Below are 17,501 nucleotides of genomic sequence, written 5' to 3'. Positions count from 1 at the left end.
GGCTTAACGCGCCAACGCGCCCATCGGATCCCAGGCCGGCAGGGTGGTGACGGACTCGGACTGCAACGCCGCCTGGTATTGCTCCGGCAAGCGGGAGGGGTGCACGGCGATTTCGAAGACGAACTCATCGAACCAGTCATCGGCCATGGTCCAAAAGCCCTTATCGGCCTTCTTCGGGCCCCAGGAATTCTCCACGCGCCAGCGATTGACGGTGCCATCGTCTGCGATATCGGCGCCGGTAAAGACCATCGCATGGGTCATGAGGGACTCGTGCAGGCGCAAACGCTGCGCCTTGTCCAGATCCATCTCCACGCCGTAAAAGGCCTCATAATCGTGCAGGTGCTTGGCCCACACGCCGTGCTCATCATCGGATTGCTGGTCGGTATCGCAGCCGAACCAGACCGGCTGACCGTCCTCGATTGAGTCACGCGCGGCATCGCGCAGCACCTCCACAGGCGCGTTCAGATAGGTCACGCGCTTTCCCGCCACGTTGCCCAGGTACTCCACGGTGTAGAGCTCGCCATAGGCATTGCGCGGGTCGTTGACCACGCACACGTACTCGCCTAGGTCCGCCGGCAGGTATTCCCGGGCAAACTCCTGCGGGGTATAGGTGCCCGCGCGGTGGAACTCATCGTCCTTATCGCGGTACTGCCACACAAAGTCCTCGGGCGGCAGGCCAAGGTTGGCGGTGAGGATACGGTAGACGTCGGCAAGCGCCTGCTCATGCGCGCCCTCTTCGCCGCTTCGGATGCGGTGGGCGGCGCGGCGCAGCACGGTCTGCAGATTGCGGTTAAGCATCGCCGTGGCCTCGGAAGACGCGGTCTCCGGCATGGCGTACTGCGGCACCACGCCGTACTTTTCCACCAGGGCGACGAACATGGACCACTGGCCGCCGTCATCGATGGGATCATCCATGAGATTGGCAACGGTGCGGTCCGTAATCTCGCGGTCCTTGAGCTCAGCCATGGCGGTGAGGAACCAATTGGCCTTTTCCAGCTTGTCAAAGAAGTAAATATAGGTCTGCGAGAGCTCAAAGTCCTTGAGCTTGGCCTTGTCCATGAGCCCGCCGCGCAGGGAATTGAGGCCGGCAAAAATCCAGCAACGGCCAGAAGCCTTCTGGTCGGCCACGCCCCAGGAATCTAGCTTATGGCTGGTTACCGGAGTAAGGCTGCGCAGTTGCTCACGGTCGAGGCTGAGCTTGTCGACGCCCTCCTGGGCCACCCCATTGCGTACCAGGCGCAGCGTGGCATCGCTGGTGAGCTCGGCGGTGGCGGCATGAACCTCGTTCGGTTTAATCTCGGTCATTTTTCGATTCTCCTTAGTTCATCCGGTCCCAGAGGGGAAGCTCAATCGGTTCGGTGGCAAGAGCCTGGGCAAGCGCGTCGCTCAGGTGCTCCTTGCGCACGGCGATGTGGAAGACGTTCTGGTCAAACCAGGCATCGGCCATCGTGGCAAAGCCTTTGCCGGGCACGTCCTCGCCATCGTCCTTGCGCGGCGGCTTAGAGCCCCAGGAGTTCTCCACGCGCCAGGCGCGGTCACCATCGACGCCGGTGAGCACCATCGCGTGGGTGGGCGCGGTCTCGCCGGAGGTAAAACGCTCCTCCTTGCTCATGGAGGAATCGATCCCGTAGAGGCCATCGGTATCTACCAATCCCTCGTCCCATACGCCGTTGAGGAAGGAGAACTGGCGGTTGACATCGCAGCTAAACCACACCGGCTCGCCGGCCGCCAGGCTGCGCTTGGCAATTTCCTTCAGCTCGTCCGCGCTGACGTTGAGGTACTCCTGCGGTGCGCCGCCCAACACATTGGTCTCCTCGGCGCTGCTAAACACGCGATGCTTGGGGTTGGTGGATCGGGGGTCATCGGCCAGCACCACGTACTCGTCCAAGTTCGGCAGGTACTTATCCGCAAACTTGCGCGGGGTGGAGTGCAGGCGCACGAATTGCTCGTCCTTGGTGCGATACGCCCAGGTAAATTCCTCCGGCGGGGTGCCCAGGTGGATGGCCAGGATGCGGTGGATATCCTTGCGCGCTTGGGCGAGGATTTCTTCGCGCGGTCCGTCCTGGGCGGCGGCACGACGCACCACCGTGGCGAGGTCGCGGTTCATCTCCGCGGTATTTCCAGACGAGCGCACCTCCGGCATGACCTCGGCAGGAACGGCGCCGTACTTGGCTACGAGGTTGCTAAAGAAGCACCACCAGCCGCCATCGGCCCCCGCGTGGTCTAGCACCGCGGCGACGGTGCGCTCGTCCCAGCCGGCGTCCTTCTTGTCCAGCAGCTGGTTGAGTACCAAGTTGGCACGTTCCAGCTTGTCAAAGTACTGCAGGTAGGTGAAGGAAAACTCGAAGTTATCAACGTTGAGCTCCTTGGCCGCGCGGTGACGGAAGACGTTCAGCGCCGCGAACATCCAGCAGCGGCCCGAGCGCTTCTGGTCCGATACGCCCAAGCTATCCAGCTTGACCTCGGTGGTGGGGTAGAGGGCCGTAATACGGTCGCGGTCCAGGGCCGCCTTGGCCGCCCCGACGTTGGTAATGGCGTTGCGCGCGATGCGCAGCCGGGAATCGGCCGCGGCCTCCTCGCGTAACTGGGATAGGCATTCGTTGGTGAGCAAAGTCATAGTTTCGGTTTTAGCAGACCCGAGCCCACAGCGGCGCGGGCGGGTGGAGCTAGAGATGGGCCGCCAGCTTGCCGACGGCCCCCGGAGTCCCCACTTCCTCCGGCAACCACGGAACCTCGCGCACCGGGGTATCAGGCAGCTGGGCACGCAGGAGCGCGAGCGCCTCATCCTCGGTGGCGCGCCGGGCTGCCAAGAACTCGCCTTGGTCGGCCGGGGTGCGCCGGTTGACCAGCATGGATCCCACCCGCACACCGTTGCTCGTAAGATCCGCATGAAACTCGGCTGACTCCAGCACGGGCAGGCGCTCGGCGGTGAGCACGATGTGGAAGACCGTGCGCGGGGAGGTAAGCGCGGTGCGCAGCTGGGCAAAGTGCTCGCGGCGCTGGAAAAGCGTGGCGCGAATTTCCTGATTGCGCCGGTCCACCGGGTCATTATCCGCGCCGCTGCCGTTAGACATCCCGCGCACCAGCGAGCCGAATTTATCGGATTTCTCGCGCCGGGATAGCAGGCCATCGGTATAGGCGGCCATGATCTCCGGCAGGGCCATCAGCCGCGAAGTGTGCCCAGAGGGGGCGGTATCGAAGATGAGGTAGTCGAAGTCCGACTCCTCCACGACCAGCGCCGCGATGCGCTCCAATAGCGCGGCCTCCTGTGTGCCGGGCGATTGCCGGGCTAGATCGAGGTGCTTCTTAACCTCACCATGGAGGTGCTCGGGCATAAAGCGGCGCATCGAGTTCCCTACCTGCGCTAGGTGTTGCTCGGTCGCGCGCGCAGGGTTGATCTCGATGGCGGACAAGGTAGGGGTGAGGTTTACGGGGGCGTCGCCAAGCGAGGCACCAAAAATATGCCCCAGGTTATGCGCCGGGTCCGTGGACACCAGGCAGACGCGGTGCTCACGGGAAAGGCGCAGCGCGGTAGCGGTGGCCAGGGTGGTTTTGCCCACCCCGCCCTTGCCGCCAAAGAACATGATGGGTGCGGTCTCTAACAACATTGAATATTCTCCAGCGGGGATCTATCCATTCCCATGCGGGTATGCCAGGCGTGGAAATCCTCATAGACCAACGGCAAAAGCTCCAGGGTGTAATAGCTGGCCGGGTTGGGGATGCCGAGCGCCTCCGAGGCGACCAGCATCATGAAGAGATCATCTTCTTGCTGCTGGGCCTTGGCAAAGCTGGCACGATACGGGGCCTGGTAGTACTCATTGAGCCCGGCCGCAAGTGCCTTAAGCTTGTCGAGCATGCTCGGGCAGCGGGGCGTCAAGGTCATCATCGGTCCACTCCAGCGGGGTCTCCTTGCGGGCGCGGGAAATGGCGCCGACGGCCTCCACAATGACCCAGATGGCGGCCACCACGATGATGACGTCCATGCAGAATAGCAGCCAGTTCTGGCTGATAAATAGGGACTTCAGCTGGAGGAGTGCGGCCCACAGTGACATGGCGGTAACGAAGATGAGTGGGAAGACCACCGGCCACGTTGGCCGGCGCAGGTGGGTCAGGATGACCACCACGATGGCCAAGGAAAGGCCCGCCATGAGCTGGTTGGTGGTGCCGAATAGCGGCCAGATGGTCATGCCACCGGATCCATCCGCACCGGCGGAGAAGGTCAGGCCGAAGGCCAAGCCCACCGCGATAACGGTGGCGGCCAAGGCCTTGATACGCACGCCCATGATCTCGCCAATTTCTTGCACCACGAGGCGCTGCAGGCGCACGCCCGAGTCCATGGTGGTGGCGGCGAAGAGGACGGCCATAGTGGCCAAGATGGTGCCGGAGAGGGAGGTGGGAATCCCCATGCCCTCATTCATGAGTGCGCCGCCGCCTTGCACGAAGGCCTCCACACCTCCGGCATTCCACTCGGAGTAGATCTCTTCCCACTGCTGCAGGGACTTAAAGCCCGCGGTGGTGGCGATGATGGTGCCCAGCGCGAGTAGGCCCTCGCCCACGGCGCCGAAGTACCCCACAAAGCGCACGTCAGTTTCCTTATCCACCTGCTTGGACGAGGTACCAGAGGCCACCACGCCGTGGAAGCCGGAGATAGCGCCGCAAGCGATGGTGACGAAGAGCAGCGGGAAGATGCCCGGGGTGCCGTCCGGTACGTTGTCGCGCAGCGCCGGTGCGGCCAGCGAAGGGCGGGTAATGAGGAAGGAGCCGTACAAGATGGCCAGGCCCACAAAAAGCTGGAGGCCGTTGATGTAGTCGCGCGGCTGCAGCAATACCCATACCGGCAGCATCGAAGCGATGAAGGCGTAGATGAATAACAAGATGATCCACACGCCGTTGGCGGGGATGCCCAAGACCGTATCTGGTAGGACCACAGGCACGCGGTCACCGATGATCATCAACGCGTAGAGCGCGACAACGCCCACGATGGAGACCAGCGGCAGGTTCCAATTCAGGCGGTAGATGGCCTGGCCGATAAGCAGCGCGACGACGATGGCGCCCCACGTGGGGATTACGGCCGTCGGCGTGGAGACTAGCAGGTTCGAAATGACCACGGCGAAGGCCGCATTCACCATCAATAGCAGCAGGAAGATGACGATGAGGAAGAGGTTGCGCCCGCGTTTGCCAATGTAGCGACCAGACAACGTGCCGATGGATTGGCCCTTGTGGCGCTGCGACGCCCACAGCGCACCTAAATCGTGCATGCCGGCAAAGAAGACGGTGCCGAGGGTGACCCAGAGAAACGCCGGAACCCAGCCCCAGATGACGGCTACAGCCGGACCAATGATGGGCGCGGCGCCCGCCACGGAAGTGAAGTGGTGGCCCCACAGGACGTATTTATTGGTGGGCACGTAGTCCACGCCGTCTTCCATGGTGTGGGCCGGGGTGGAGTAGTTCGGGGATAGCCGGAAAATGCTCTTTCCTAGGAACTTGGAGTAGAGCAGATAGCCGGCACCCATCATCGCGATGCCGATGATGGCGAGGACTAGAGAGTTCATGGTGTGCGTCTCCTCATGGGCGGTCAGGTGGCGTGTCTCACACGTGCGGATAGTATGCCATAACTCACATAGGTAGTAGCCCGTGGGGGAGACCGGCGGGTGGATTTATCTTTGGAAGGCGGTTTGGGGCGCAGTGCTCCATGCAGTCGGCAGGGAAAACAACTGCGCGGCCCCAGTTCCAGTGGAGGAACGAGGGCCGCGCGGTGGGTGCTTAAACCAGGTGGTGGCTACTTCTTATCGACGCCGATGTTGCCGTCCTTCTTCCACACCACAACCACTGCCGGGCGAGGGGTGGACTTGCCGCCCTCAGGCCAGTGGGAGGTCTGCTTTTCAAAGGTGGCGTCATCGGTCTCGCCTGGGTGCTGGACGTTGACCATCACGCGCTCATCGGTGACGATGGGGCCGCAGGTCTCGGCTCCTGCCGGAACCGTCAGGAAGCACTTGAGCTCACCGCGGGTATCGCCCTCAGTGGTCACGGCGTAGAGGCCATCGTTGGACTCAAGGGCGTTGCCGTCGGTAGAGATCCACAGGTTGCCGTGGCTATCGAAGGCCAGGTTATCCGGGCAGGAAATCGGGGAGACCTTTTCCTTGTCAAAGCCACCAAAGTAGGTATTTGCTTCCTTCGGGTCACCACAGACCAGGAAGAGGTTCCAGGTGAACTTCTCGCCAGCGTGGTCATCTTCAATCTCCATGACCAGGCCGTTCTTGTTCTCCTTGACAGGAGCCCACTCCATCGGCTCTTCCTTGTTCTTCTTGGCATTCTCGCCGGTAGCGCCGCGGTACTTATTGTTGGTCAGGGCCACGTAGACCTTCTCGGAGTCTGGGTGAACCTGCATATCCTCAGGGCGGTCCATCTTGGTGGCACCCACCTTATCGGCGGCCTCACGGGTGTAGACGGCAACCTCTTCGGCAGACATGCCATCAACGTGGGACTCGAACTTGTTGTTCTCCGTATCGGAGGTCAGCAGCTTGATCCATTCGCCCTTGCCATCAAAGGCACCATCCTCTGGCAGCACTCCGGAGCCGTCAATTTCATCCTCTGGAGAGTTGCCCTCTACCTTGGCCACGTACAGGGTGCCGTGGTCCAGGATGGTGAGGTTGTGCTCGATGTCGCCTTCTTTGTACTTCTTGGTAGAGATGAATTTGTAGATGTACTCGAAGCGAGAGTCATCGCCGGAGTAGCACACGACGGTGCCATCGGATGCGATGTGGATATTGCCGGCCTCGTGCTTGAAGCGACCCAGCGCGGTGTGCTTGACCGGGGTGGACTTCGGGTCCAGCGGGTTGATTTCTACGATCCAGCCAAAACGGTTCGGCTCGTTCGGCTCCTTGGAGACGTCGAAGCGCTTATCAAAGCGCTCCCACTTGCGCTGGGACTCGCCGTCTTCCATGCCGAAGCGCTCCAGGGATTCCTGCGCCTTCTTGTCATCCAGCTTGGCGTGGGCGAAGTACTGGTCAAAGTTCTCTTCGCCAGAGAGCATGGTGTTCCATGGGGTGATGCCGCCGGAGCAGTTATTCAGGGTGCCCTTGACCTTCTTGCCGGTCTTATCGGCGGAGGTCTTGACGTAATCGGAGCCGGCAGCTGGGCCCACCAGGGTGAACTCGGTGGTGGCGGTGATGCGGCGGTTGAGCGGGCCGAACTCGCGCTTGAGCTCGCCGGTCTTTCCTACCTTAGATACCTCCACGATGGAGTGGCCGTGGCCAGCCCAGCCGATCTTGGCCTGCTCCTCGGTGGGGTTATCCGCATCGTAGTTGGGGAACATCTGCGGCTCGGTGGTGTACTCGTGGGAGCAGACGTAGATAAGGCGGTTGTCATCGTCCGGGTGCTCGATAAGGCCAGCGAAGTCATTGTTGAAGCCGAACTGCTTCTCGGCTGCCTCGGCGGTCTGGTTCTTATCATCGAAATCCGGCGCATCCTCAAACAGCGGGTCGCCCCAAGCAATGAGGACGGACTGCTCGTAGCCATCCGGGATGACCACTTCGTCCTTCTCGTTTGGCTGAACTGGGTCGAACTTCATGCCCTCTGCGGAGGTGAGCTCTACGTTCGCCTCAGAGGTCTTGCCGCCCTTGCCCTCGGAAGAAGAAGCCTCGTTAGACGCGTCATCCGGGTTGGAGCAGGCCGCCAAAGCGGCGCCGCCGCCAACGGTGACGACGGACAGGCTGCCCGCACGCAGCGCGGTACGGCGGGAGAACTGGTCAGCAAAGTACGGGTTATCGGACTTGTTCTCGCACTCGCCAAAGCAAGCATTACCGCACTTGTAGGTGCAGGTCAGGCTGGAACGAGAGGAGGCAAAGAGACTAGAGAGAAGGTTGCGGCCTTTAAGCGCCATTATTACTGCTCCAAAAAAGGTCGAAAATATTGTTTAGACACGGGGACAGCCATTTATATAAGGGGATCTCAGTAACTGTGCGTTGGCGCTAAGGTGACAGTGAAGTGAATTATGCGTAAATCTTTTCCGGGGTGAAGGTGGCGTGGGCTAAATCGCGTGCTGCGGTGGGGATCGACTACCCTAGGCTAACGTGAGCGAGCAGAAGAATAATGAAGTAAACGATGTCCCTGAGCAGCTGCGCATCCGCCGCGAGAAGCGCGATCGCCTGCTGGAATCCGGCGTAGAGGCCTACCCGGTAACCGTTGAGCGCACCATCTCTTTGAAGGATTTGCGCCACGATTTCCGCGTAGTGGCTGAGGGCGAAGAGCCGGGCACGGAAGAAGGCGTGACCTACCTGGCCCCAGGCGAGGAGACCGAGGTAACCCACGCCATTGCCGGCCGCCTTATCTTTATGCGCAATACCGGCAAGCTGTGCTTTGCCACCCTGCAAGATGGCGACGGCACCCAGGTGCAGGCCATGCTTTCTTTGGCCGAGGTAGGCAAGGAGCGCCTCGACGCGTGGAAGTCCGATGTTGACTTGGGCGATTTCATCTCCGTGCGCGGCCGCGTAATTTCCTCCCGCCGCGGCGAGCTGTCCATCATGGTTTCCGAGTGGACCATGGCCGCTAAGTCCCTGCGCCCGCTGCCGGTGTCCTTTGCCGATATGGCAGAAGATACCCGTGTGCGTCAGCGCTATAACGACCTCATTATCCGCGAAGAGGCCCGCAAGAACGCCATGATCCGCGTGAAGGTCATGCGCGCGCTGCGTAACTACCTGGAAAGCCAGGACTTCGTTGAAATCGAGACCCCGATGCTGCAGACCCTGCACGGTGGCGCGGCCGCTCGCCCGTTTATCACCCACTCCAATGCGCTGGATATTGACCTCTACCTGCGCATTGCGCCGGAGCTGTACTTGAAGCGTGCCGTCGTCGGCGGCATTGACCGCGTCTTCGAAATCAACCGTAACTTCCGCAATGAGGGCGTGGACCGTTCCCACTCGCCGGAGTTCGCCATGCTCGAGACCTACGCCGCATGGGGCGACTATGACGATTGCGCCCGCATGACGCGCGAGTCCATCCAGGCCGTAGCGCGCGACGTCTTTGGCTCGACCACCGTCACCCTGGCGGATGGCACTGAGTTCGATTTTGGCGGCGAAGAGTGGCCCGAAATCGAGATGTACCCCTCCCTCAATGAGGCCCTGCAGCGCAAGTTCCCGGACCAGCCGGAGGTCACCATCGATACCGACGTTGAAACGCTCAAGGGCATTGCCGACGTCATCGGCCTTGACGTCCCCAAGGACGGCGGCTGGGGCCACGGCAAGCTGGTGGAGGAAATCTGGGAGGTCCTGTGCGAGGACCAGCTGGAAGGCCCCATCTTTGTCAAGAACTTCCCGGTCGAGACCTCCCCGCTGACTCGTCAGCACCGTTCCAAGCCGGGCGTGACCGAGAAGTGGGATCTCTACGTCCGCGGCTTCGAGCTGGCAACCGGCTACTCCGAGCTGGTGGACCCGGTTATCCAGCGCGAGCGCTTTGAGGATCAGGCCCGCCTGGCCGCCGGTGGCGATGACGAAGCCATGGTGCTGGATGAAGACTTCCTTGCCGCAATGGAGCAGGGCATGCCGCCTACGGCCGGCACCGGCATGGGCATGGACCGCTTGCTGATGGCCCTGACCGGCCTGGGAATCCGCGAAACCGTGCTTTTCCCACTGGTTAAACCGGAGCAGAAGTAGCACCTAGCGTCCTCTCGCTTTGCCGTCAGCCCGCGCGGGCTGACGGCCTTGTTATTTTCAGCTGGTGTTTCTTCCCACATTCATGCTGCGAAAGGTCAGCACAGGTTCCCACCGCATGGAAAAATGCAGGACATGAAAAGAATTCTCCCTATCCTTGCCCTACCTGTATTGGCCGTCGGGCTTGCGTCGTGTTCCTCTGCTGACGGTAACGAGGAAGCGCCCCAATTCCGCCCACAGATGACCGAAAGCACCGCAGCTAGCTCGGCGGAGGCTTCCTCTCCAGAGACCACAGCGGAAGAAACCACCGAATCAGATAAGAAAGTGGATGACTCCGGTCTCACGATGCGCTCGGCCGAGGACTTTTTGGCGAAGGGTCCCGAATACGCGCAGTCGAAGGCATGGGGAGTTAAAAGTCCCGATGAAAAGGTCTGGTGCTCCTTTAATGAACTCTCCGAAGGGCCGTGGTGCACCGTGCAGTTTGCAGATCCACCCCTAATGCCAGACCCAAACCAGCCGCAGTGGGAGGCTAATATGGTCAGCTTCAAAAAGGGGGAGGGCTTCTTCCCGTCTGGCGTGGTGGACCCAGGTGACCTGACTCCACCGAAACAGCTCAAGGCAGGGGAGAAGGTAGAAATTGAAGGAGCTACCTTCGAGGCACCTAACTCGGACGAGTTCACGGTCACAGCGAAAGGGCATTACTTCACCGTAAAGGACAACGGTCAGTACTTCTCCGATACCTTCCTGCCTAAGCCCGATTCCAATGGCAACGGCAAAATAGGCACTATCTGTGGCCAGATAGATACCCAATGGGGACGAAAGAACGTCTACGTGCAAGTCGATGGCACGAACTGCACCAAAGCTATGCAGATCGTAGATAGCTACGTGAACCACGACTTTAAGCCGGAGGAAGTAAATACCCGCGGCTCCCTCGTAGTCGATGGTTGGGAGTGCGACGTATCCACGCCGAAATTCTTAGATGACTCAAAGCCGGAAAACCGCTTGCCCAAATGCGTGGATTCGAGCGGCAGCGGGCGAGTAGTTCTCCTGGATATCTAAGTTTTTAGCGCACGAGTGGCCCGGCGGATTTATCGCCACGCAGGCGCTTAATGATGTTCTCGGCCGAAATCAGGCACATTGGCACGCCGACGCCCGGCACGGTGGTGGCACCGGCGTAATAGAGTCCATCGACCTTGCGCGAGGCATTGCGTCCGCGCAAAAACGCCGATTGCCGCAGCGTGTGCGCAGGCCCAATAGAACCGGCCGACCAAGCATGGTAGCGCTCGGCAAAATCGGCCGGGCCGAGCGTGCGCTTGACGACGACCCTATCTACCAAATCCGGCACCCCGGCCGTGGCCGCGATGTGGTTGAGGGCGGCGTCGGCAATCGCGGCAACGCGCTCGGATTCCTCTGCGTGGTAGGCGTTGCCGAACCCGGGCGCCTCCGCGGCCGGCACTGGCACCAGAATGAAGAGGTTTTCGTGGCCCGCGGGCGCTACGCTCGGGTCGGTGGCCGAGGTCTTGGATACGTAGATGGACTCCGAGGCACCCAACGGCCGGGAGGGCTCCGGCCCGGAATAGACGGCGCGGAAATCCGGATCCCAATCCTGGCTAAAAAGCAGCGTATGGTGTGCTAATTCGGGCAGCTCGCCCTTCACCCCGGCCAAAATGAGCACGGTGCCCAGACCGGGATTGCGCCGGCCCCAGTAGCGCTCCGGGTAGGTGCGCAGCTGGGGTGGTAAAAGCTGGGTCTCGGTGTGGTGCACGTCCGCCGCCGAGACCACGATATCGGCGTGGATGGTGCCCTTATTCGTGCGCACGCCCGTGACCTTACGGTTGGCGACCTTGATGGAGGTCACCTCTTCGCCCAAGCGGAAGGTGGCGCCAAACTTCTGAGCCTGCCGGTAGATGGCCTGGACCACGGCGGCGAAGCCACCCTGCGGGTAGCGGACTCCTTCCACCAGATCGGTGTGGCTCATCAAGGAATACAGTGCCGGTGCGGCGGCCGGCTCGGAGGACAAAAAGACCGCCGGGTAGCTCAAGATTTGGCGCAGGCGGGCATCAGAAAAGCTTCGGCCCACATGCTGCTTCAGGTTCGCCGAAAGCAGAGCCACCAGGCGGGACAACCGGGTGCGGATATCGCGGTGCACCAGGTTCAGCGGCGCGGAGAAGGTGGTGTAAAGGAAGTGCTTGAGCGCCATCTCATAGGTATCGCTGGCCTGCGCTAAGTATTCCCGGACTTTCTCGCCCGCGCCGGGCTCCAGCGACTCGAAGAGTGCGGCGACTTCCTCGGTACCGGAGTGCACGTCCACCGGCGCATCGCCATGAAAGACGCGGTAGGCGGGGGAGAGGTCCACCAAGTCCAGCTCCGCCTCGGTGGAGGTGCCACACAGCGCAAAGAAGTGATCGAAAGCCTCGGGCATGAGGTACCAGGACGGTCCGGTATCCCAGCGGAAGCCAGCCTCCTCGAAGCTGCCGGCGCGCCCGCCTACCTCATCTAGCGAGTCCACGACGGTGACCTCGTAGCCCTCGCGGCCGAGCAAAGCGGCGGTGGCGAGGCCGGCGATGCCGGCTCCAATGACGACGGCGTGCATGACGTTCTCCTTAGTTTTCGGCCGTGGCCGAGGTCTGGCTGCTGTGGCCGCGACGACGCACCGCGCGGGCCGCGAGCCAAGCCTTGGTGTGGTTCGGAACGGACACCCGCGTAGTGGCAAGTGCCGTAGCCGGGGTGGCGGCAAGGCGATTGGTGAGCTCGCCAAAGATATCCGCCGCCGCGCTCACACCGACCCGCGCGGAAGCCGGAAGCAAGTCGATGGTGAGCGCGGCGGTGGCGAGCTCCCGGCGGATCTCTGCGATGAGCGCGGACTTGGTGGCCTCATCAATCCGTCCAGATGGGGCCTGCTGAAAATAGGTGCGGCCCAAAGTGGAGCTATCCTCAGTCAGGTCACGCAGGAAATTAATCTTCTGAAAGGCTGACCCTAGCGCGCGGGCGCCGCGCTCCATGGCGGCGCGGTCGGCAGGGGAGACGTTCTCCTCGGCCAAGAAAATTTGCAGGCACAATAGCCCGATGGCTTCCGCTGAGCCGTAGATATAGTCCTGCAGCTCCGACGGGGAGTATTCGCGATGGGTCAGGTCCGCGCGCATGGAGCTAAAGAAGGCAACAAGGTGCTCGCGGTGGAAGCCGCAGCGGCGAGCGGTGATGGCATAAGCGTGCACAACCGGGTCGGTGTGCAGTCGCTGCTGCGGCGCGGCCAGAATGGTCTTTTCGTAGGCATCCAGTGCGGCCGCGGGGTCGGTGTGGGCTTGGGCTGCGGCGCCGTCGACAAGCTCGTCTGCAATGCGCACCACCGCGTATAGGTGGCGGATATCGGCGCGCACCCGCCCGCGCAAAAGCCGCGTGGCCAGGGAGAAGCTGGTGGAGTACTGCCCCATAACCTGCGCGGCCGCGCGGGAGGCCGCTTGGTCATAGCGAGTCAACATATCTGTCAACGTAGCATGCAGCCTGTCAGCGGTTCGTGGCCCGTGGCTGCCCCTCGGCAAAGCCAGCGGCGGACTGCACGCCCACGGTGGCGCGCTTGCGGAAGGTGGCCAGCGAATCGGCGCCGGCGTAGGTGCACGAGGAACGCACGCCAGAGACAATCCGGTCCACCAGGTGCTCCACGCCGCCGTGCTCGGGGTCGAGGTAGATGCGGGAGGTAGAAATGCCCTCTTCGAACATTTCTCGGCGGGCGCGCTCAAAGGCCTCGGTATCGGAGTTGCGGCCGCGCACCGCCCGGCGCGACGCCATACCGAAGGACTCCTTATAGAAGGCGCCGTCGGCATCCTTGTGCAGGTCACCTGGGGACTCGAAGGTGCCGGCGAACCAAGAGCCAATCATGACATTGGAAGCTCCCGCGGCCAGTGCGAGGGCGACGTCGCGCGGGTCGCGCACGCCGCCGTCGGCCCAAACATGGGCGCCTACCTCGCGGGCGGCCGCAGCACACTCTAGGACGGCCGAGAACTGCGGGCGGCCCACGCCAGTCTGCATGCGGGTGGTGCACATCGCGCCCGGGCCCACACCGACCTTGATAATGTCCGCGCCGGCCGCGGCCAGCTCGCGCACGCCCTCGGCCGTGACAATATTGCCGGCAGCAATGGGAAGTCCCAGGTCCAGCGCCTTGACCTTGCGCAGCGCGGTGAGCATGCTTTCTTGGTGGCCGTGTGCGGTATCGATGACGAGGACGTCAGCACCGGCCTCCGCCAGGGCGCGGGCGCGGCCTTCCACATCGCCGTTAATGCCCACCGCAGCACCGATGTGCAGGCGGCCGTGCTTGTCGACGCCCGGCCTGTACATCTTCGCCCTCACCGCACCCTTCCTCGTGAGGATTCCGGCCAGGGTGCCATTCGGGTTGACCACCGGGGCTAGCTTGCGGGAGGTCTTGCGCAGCTTGGTAAAAGCTTCCTGCGGGTCAATGCCCACCGGCAGCGTGACCAAGTCGGTGGTCATCAATTGGCCGACGGCGGTGAAGTTATCCTGCCCCCGTAGGTCCTTCGGGGTGATGATGCCGATGGGCATCTCCCCCTCGACCACGATGGCGGCGCCATGGGCGCGCTTGTGCAAAAGGTTGCTGGTATAGCCCACGGTGTGGTGCGGCTTGACGGTAATTGGCGTGTCATAAACCAAGTCCGCCGCCTTCACAGAGGCGATGGTTTCTGCGGCCGCTTCTAAGGAGAGGTCCTGCGGAAGGATGGTCAGCCCGCCGCGCCGGGCGATGGTCTCGGCCATGCGACGTCCGGCCACGGCAGTCATATTGGCCACGATGAGCGGGATGGTATTTCCGGTGCCGTCCTCAGTGGTGAGGTCTACCGACTGGCGCGAACCCACCTCGGAGTGGCTCGGGACCATAAATACGTCGGAGTAGGTCAATTCGTACGGCGGATGGGAATCGTTGAGAAAACGCACTGGGGGTGTACCTCGCTTTAGGCTCGGGTGGCGCGGTCTCACCGCGCGGATGAAGACACTAAAACTATACTCCTCGACTTTCCCCGCACCCGCGGCCTCAGTATCCTGTCTGGGTGTCTCAGAAACCAGATCCCCACATTTCCGCAGAGGTAAAAATCAACCTCACCATCCTCGTTCTCGGCGCGATGGTGATGATCCTGAACGAGACCGCCCTGTCGGTGGCGCTGCCCACCATCATGGCGGACTTCGGCATCCCCGCGACCTCCGCCCAGTGGCTGCTTACCGGTTTCCTCCTCACCATGGGCGTGGTCATCCCGACCACCGGCTTTCTCATGGATAAGTTCACCACCCGGCAGATCTTCTTGGCATCGTCGGGCGCATTTCTTGCCGGTACGGTGCTGGCGGCGCTCGCCCCGGCCTTCGGCGTGCTGCTGGTGGGGCGCGTATTCCAGGCGGCCGGCACCGCCTTGATGATCCCTACACTGATGACGGTGGCGATGACCCTCGTCCCGCCGCAGCGCCGCGGCAGCGTGATGGGCATTATCTCCGTGGTCATTTCCGTCGCCCCAGCGCTCGGCCCCACTGTAGGTGGCTTCGTGTTGAGCATGTCTAGCTGGCACGTCATCTTCTGGACCATGGTGCCGCTGCTCGGCCTCATCTGCGCCGCCGGCTATTTCCGCCTAGTCAACGTGGGAGATAAGCGCGATACCCCGCTGGATTTCCCGTCCGTCGTCCTGTCCGTCATCGCCTTTGGCGGGTTGGTCTACGCCGTATCGTCCCTGGAAAACATGCTGGAGGGCGATGGCCTGGTAGACATCATCGTCCTCATCGTTGGTCTCGTGGCTTTGGCGCTTTTCACCCGCCGCCAGCTGCGCCTGGCCAAGGACAATCGCGCTCTTTTGGACATGCGCCCGTTTACGGTTCCCAACTTCACCGTGGCGGTACTGGGCATGCTGCTCATGTTTGGGCTATTGCTCGGCGTGGTCAATATTCTACCCATCTACCTGCAGACCTCCCTGGCGGTAAGCTCGCTGGTCACCGGGCTCGTCGTCATGCCTGGCGGCTTGCTCCAAGGCGGCATCTCGCCGATGGTCGGCCGCCTCTATGACGTCCACGGGCCCCGCCCGCTCATGATCCCCGGCGCCCTGCTCCTCGCCGCGGGCACGTGGCTGATGACCCTGCTCAACGAGGACAGTGCGGTATGGATGGTCATTGGCATGCACATCCTTTTTGCGCTGGGCATCGCGCTTATGATGACGCCGCTGATGACGACGTCCCTGGCCTCCCTGCCAGATGAGCTCTACTCGCACGGCTCCGCCATCCTCAATACCCTGCAGCAGCTGGCGGGCGCGGCCGGCACCGCCTTCCTGATGACCTTCCTGACCCGTGGCACCAAGTCCGGCGCGGCCCAAGGCATGAACGAGGCCGCCGCGACGGCTCATGGCGCACACTGGGCCTTCCTCTTTGCCGGCGCGCTTTCGCTGGTGGTCGTCGTACTCGCTCCGTTCCTCAAGCGCGTACCCTCCGGGGAATAGGAACAAGGACAAATTAAGAGGCGCACAGCGGCAGGTTCAGCCGCTCCTCTTCAGCCTTATCGCCCCAGACCAGGAATGCGGACTGGGTGCCTTCCACGGCCATCACGTAGGTCGGAACATCCGCGGTGGTCTCAAAGCTTTGGATGGTGCATTGGTCATTGGAAAGCTCGACCGGTTCGGCGTCGGGAAGCATGGCATCGCGCTCCTCCACGCTCGGGTAGTAGGTCACGATGTAGTTGAACCCATCGCCCACGCAGGAAATCTTGGCCTCCTGGCCAGGCTCCGGCTCGCGTGAGGAACACTTAGCCCCATCGAAGCCGTCCTGGCCGCTGCGGGAGCCCACCAAGTCCGGGTACGCATCCGCCAAGTTCTGCTCTTTGTCATTCCAACTGGGGTAGGACAGGAAGAACCACAGCGCCGCCGCTGCAGCAATCGCGGCCACCGCCAGCACCGTAATGAGCGCAATGAGCCCGCCCTTGCCCTTCTTCTTCGGCGCGGGCGCCATCGGTTGCTGTGGCTGCGCCATGGGCTGGGCCATCGGTTGCGGCTGTTGCGGCGGGGCAAACTGCTGCTGAGGGCGTGGCTCCGGCTCCTGCACGCGGGGAATCTGCGCGGTATCGAAGTCGCGCTGCGGGCGCAGCTGAGCGACCACATCCTTGGCGCTCTCTGCCGTGCCAGTGGGCTTATACTCCGGGCATTTGCGGGCAACAAGCTCCTCAAACGTCGCCACCGCATCGCCGTGCTCTTCGCCGGACGGCCCGGCCGCAGCCAGCACCGAAACCTGGCGTTGCTTATCGACGCCCACCCGGGCCTCCCTCAGCCCATGCATCGCAAAGTCTGCCCGGCCGCGGGAAACTAGGAAGTCCACCGCACCCGCCAGCGGGCCGAAGACGTCGGCGGCCTCCTCGCGGCTGAGATTACTGGGAAGCTCAGAAAGCTGGGTTCCGGAAACCCCTTCGCGCACGATGAATTCCTGCCCGTCCGCGGTGGTGCCCGTGCCTACCAGCGGCGCGATGGCTGGGTGATGCAACCCATGCAGTGCCGTGGACTTATCCACCACGCCGGTAATTTCCGGCGCGAAGATTTCCACGCTTAGTTGCTGGTGCGTGGTTCCATCTTCGACCGCAAAGAGGGTAGACGATGGAGCCTCATCCAATACGGCCAATTCGTGCAGGTTGTGCTGGGTGGCAAAGAACTCAGGAAGCTGGGGCACGGTCGCGACGTCCTTTAATAGTAGGGAGGGGCAGGGAACGATAAAACGATTCTAGATTACATGCCCATGCCCCTGTTCGCTACCGGCGTACACCCGTGTGAGCTGCGCATAGGGTGGATTCTGGCGGTATTGCGGGCATCTGGGAACAAAACCGGAAATTATCGG

General features: G+C 62.3%; 13 protein-coding genes. 3 read left to right on the top strand and 10 right to left on the bottom strand.

The window, feature by feature from the left end:
* Positions 1–3: 3 nt before the first annotated feature.
* From MHK00_RS05685 to MHK00_RS05660, 6 genes are all read right to left on the bottom strand, one after another.
* Positions 4–1,305, bottom strand: coding sequence for a C1 family peptidase (locus tag MHK00_RS05685; RefSeq protein WP_250410811.1), 1,302 nt, complete (start codon positions 1,303–1,305; stop codon positions 4–6).
* A 13-nt stretch (positions 1,306–1,318) separates the two neighbouring features.
* A complete protein-coding gene (locus tag MHK00_RS05680) occupies positions 1,319–2,617 on the bottom strand; it encodes a C1 family peptidase (protein ID WP_250410810.1) in 1,299 nt (432 codons plus the stop codon).
* A gap of 49 nt (positions 2,618–2,666) precedes the next feature.
* Positions 2,667–3,608, bottom strand: a complete 942-nt coding sequence (locus MHK00_RS05675) for an ArsA family ATPase (protein WP_250410809.1) — start codon at positions 3,606–3,608, stop codon at positions 2,667–2,669.
* The gene (locus MHK00_RS05670; protein WP_200435736.1) at positions 3,599–3,856 is read right to left on the bottom strand and encodes a cory-CC-star protein; all 258 of its coding nucleotides are present in this window, start codon (positions 3,854–3,856) and stop codon (positions 3,599–3,601) included. Before MHK00_RS05670 ends, MHK00_RS05675 begins: the two co-directional genes overlap by 10 nt.
* A complete protein-coding gene (locus tag MHK00_RS05665) occupies positions 3,840–5,552 on the bottom strand; it encodes a carbon starvation CstA family protein (protein ID WP_250410808.1) in 1,713 nt (570 codons plus the stop codon). The genes MHK00_RS05670 and MHK00_RS05665 overlap by 17 nt, the downstream gene beginning before the upstream one ends.
* 227 nt (positions 5,553–5,779) lie before the next feature.
* Entirely contained in the window at positions 5,780–7,882 is a 2,103-nt protein-coding gene (locus MHK00_RS05660) for a PhoX family protein (protein WP_250410807.1), read from the bottom strand.
* Positions 7,883–8,072: 190 nt separating this feature from the next.
* Between MHK00_RS05660 and lysS the strand changes: the two genes are divergently transcribed.
* Both lysS and MHK00_RS05650 read left to right on the top strand, forming a co-directional pair.
* Positions 8,073–9,650 carry a lysine--tRNA ligase gene (lysS, locus tag MHK00_RS05655; RefSeq protein WP_250410806.1) on the top strand — a complete coding sequence of 526 codons (1,578 nt, stop codon included), beginning with the start codon at positions 8,073–8,075 and terminating at the stop codon, positions 9,648–9,650.
* A 132-nt stretch (positions 9,651–9,782) separates the two neighbouring features.
* Positions 9,783–10,706, top strand: coding sequence for a hypothetical protein (locus MHK00_RS05650; RefSeq protein ID WP_250410805.1), 924 nt, complete (start codon positions 9,783–9,785; stop codon positions 10,704–10,706).
* Between the two features lie 4 nt (positions 10,707–10,710).
* Here the strand turns inward: MHK00_RS05650 and crtI are convergent, their stop codons facing one another.
* The 3 genes from crtI to MHK00_RS05635 are packed head-to-tail and all read right to left on the bottom strand — an operon-like array spanning position 10,711 to position 14,588.
* Positions 10,711–12,240 carry a phytoene desaturase family protein gene (gene crtI, locus MHK00_RS05645; protein ID WP_250410804.1) on the bottom strand — a complete coding sequence of 510 codons (1,530 nt, stop codon included), beginning with the start codon at positions 12,238–12,240 and terminating at the stop codon, positions 10,711–10,713.
* Between the two features lie 10 nt (positions 12,241–12,250).
* Positions 12,251–13,126: a phytoene/squalene synthase family protein gene (locus MHK00_RS05640; RefSeq protein ID WP_250410803.1), complete on the bottom strand. Its 876-nt coding sequence runs from the start codon at positions 13,124–13,126 to the stop codon at positions 12,251–12,253.
* 25 nt (positions 13,127–13,151) lie between these two features.
* On the bottom strand, positions 13,152–14,588 hold the full coding sequence (locus tag MHK00_RS05635) for a GuaB1 family IMP dehydrogenase-related protein (protein ID WP_250410802.1): 1,437 nt from the start codon (positions 14,586–14,588) through the stop codon (positions 13,152–13,154).
* A 113-nt stretch (positions 14,589–14,701) separates the two neighbouring features.
* Between MHK00_RS05635 and MHK00_RS05630 the strand changes: the two genes are divergently transcribed.
* Positions 14,702–16,123: an MDR family MFS transporter gene (locus MHK00_RS05630; RefSeq protein WP_250410801.1), complete on the top strand. Its 1,422-nt coding sequence runs from the start codon at positions 14,702–14,704 to the stop codon at positions 16,121–16,123.
* Between the two features lie 13 nt (positions 16,124–16,136).
* Here the strand turns inward: MHK00_RS05630 and MHK00_RS05625 are convergent, their stop codons facing one another.
* Complete coding sequence (locus tag MHK00_RS05625) at positions 16,137–17,336, bottom strand: serine/threonine protein kinase (RefSeq protein WP_250410800.1); 1,200 nt, start codon at positions 17,334–17,336, stop codon at positions 16,137–16,139.
* Between the last annotated feature and the right edge of the window lie 165 nt (positions 17,337–17,501).

It is taken from the genome of Corynebacterium tuberculostearicum (assembly GCF_022347385.1).
GTDB classification, from domain to species: domain Bacteria; phylum Actinomycetota; class Actinomycetes; order Mycobacteriales; family Mycobacteriaceae; genus Corynebacterium; species Corynebacterium tuberculostearicum_M.
This window is presented reverse-complemented; position numbering and strand designations above follow the sequence as displayed.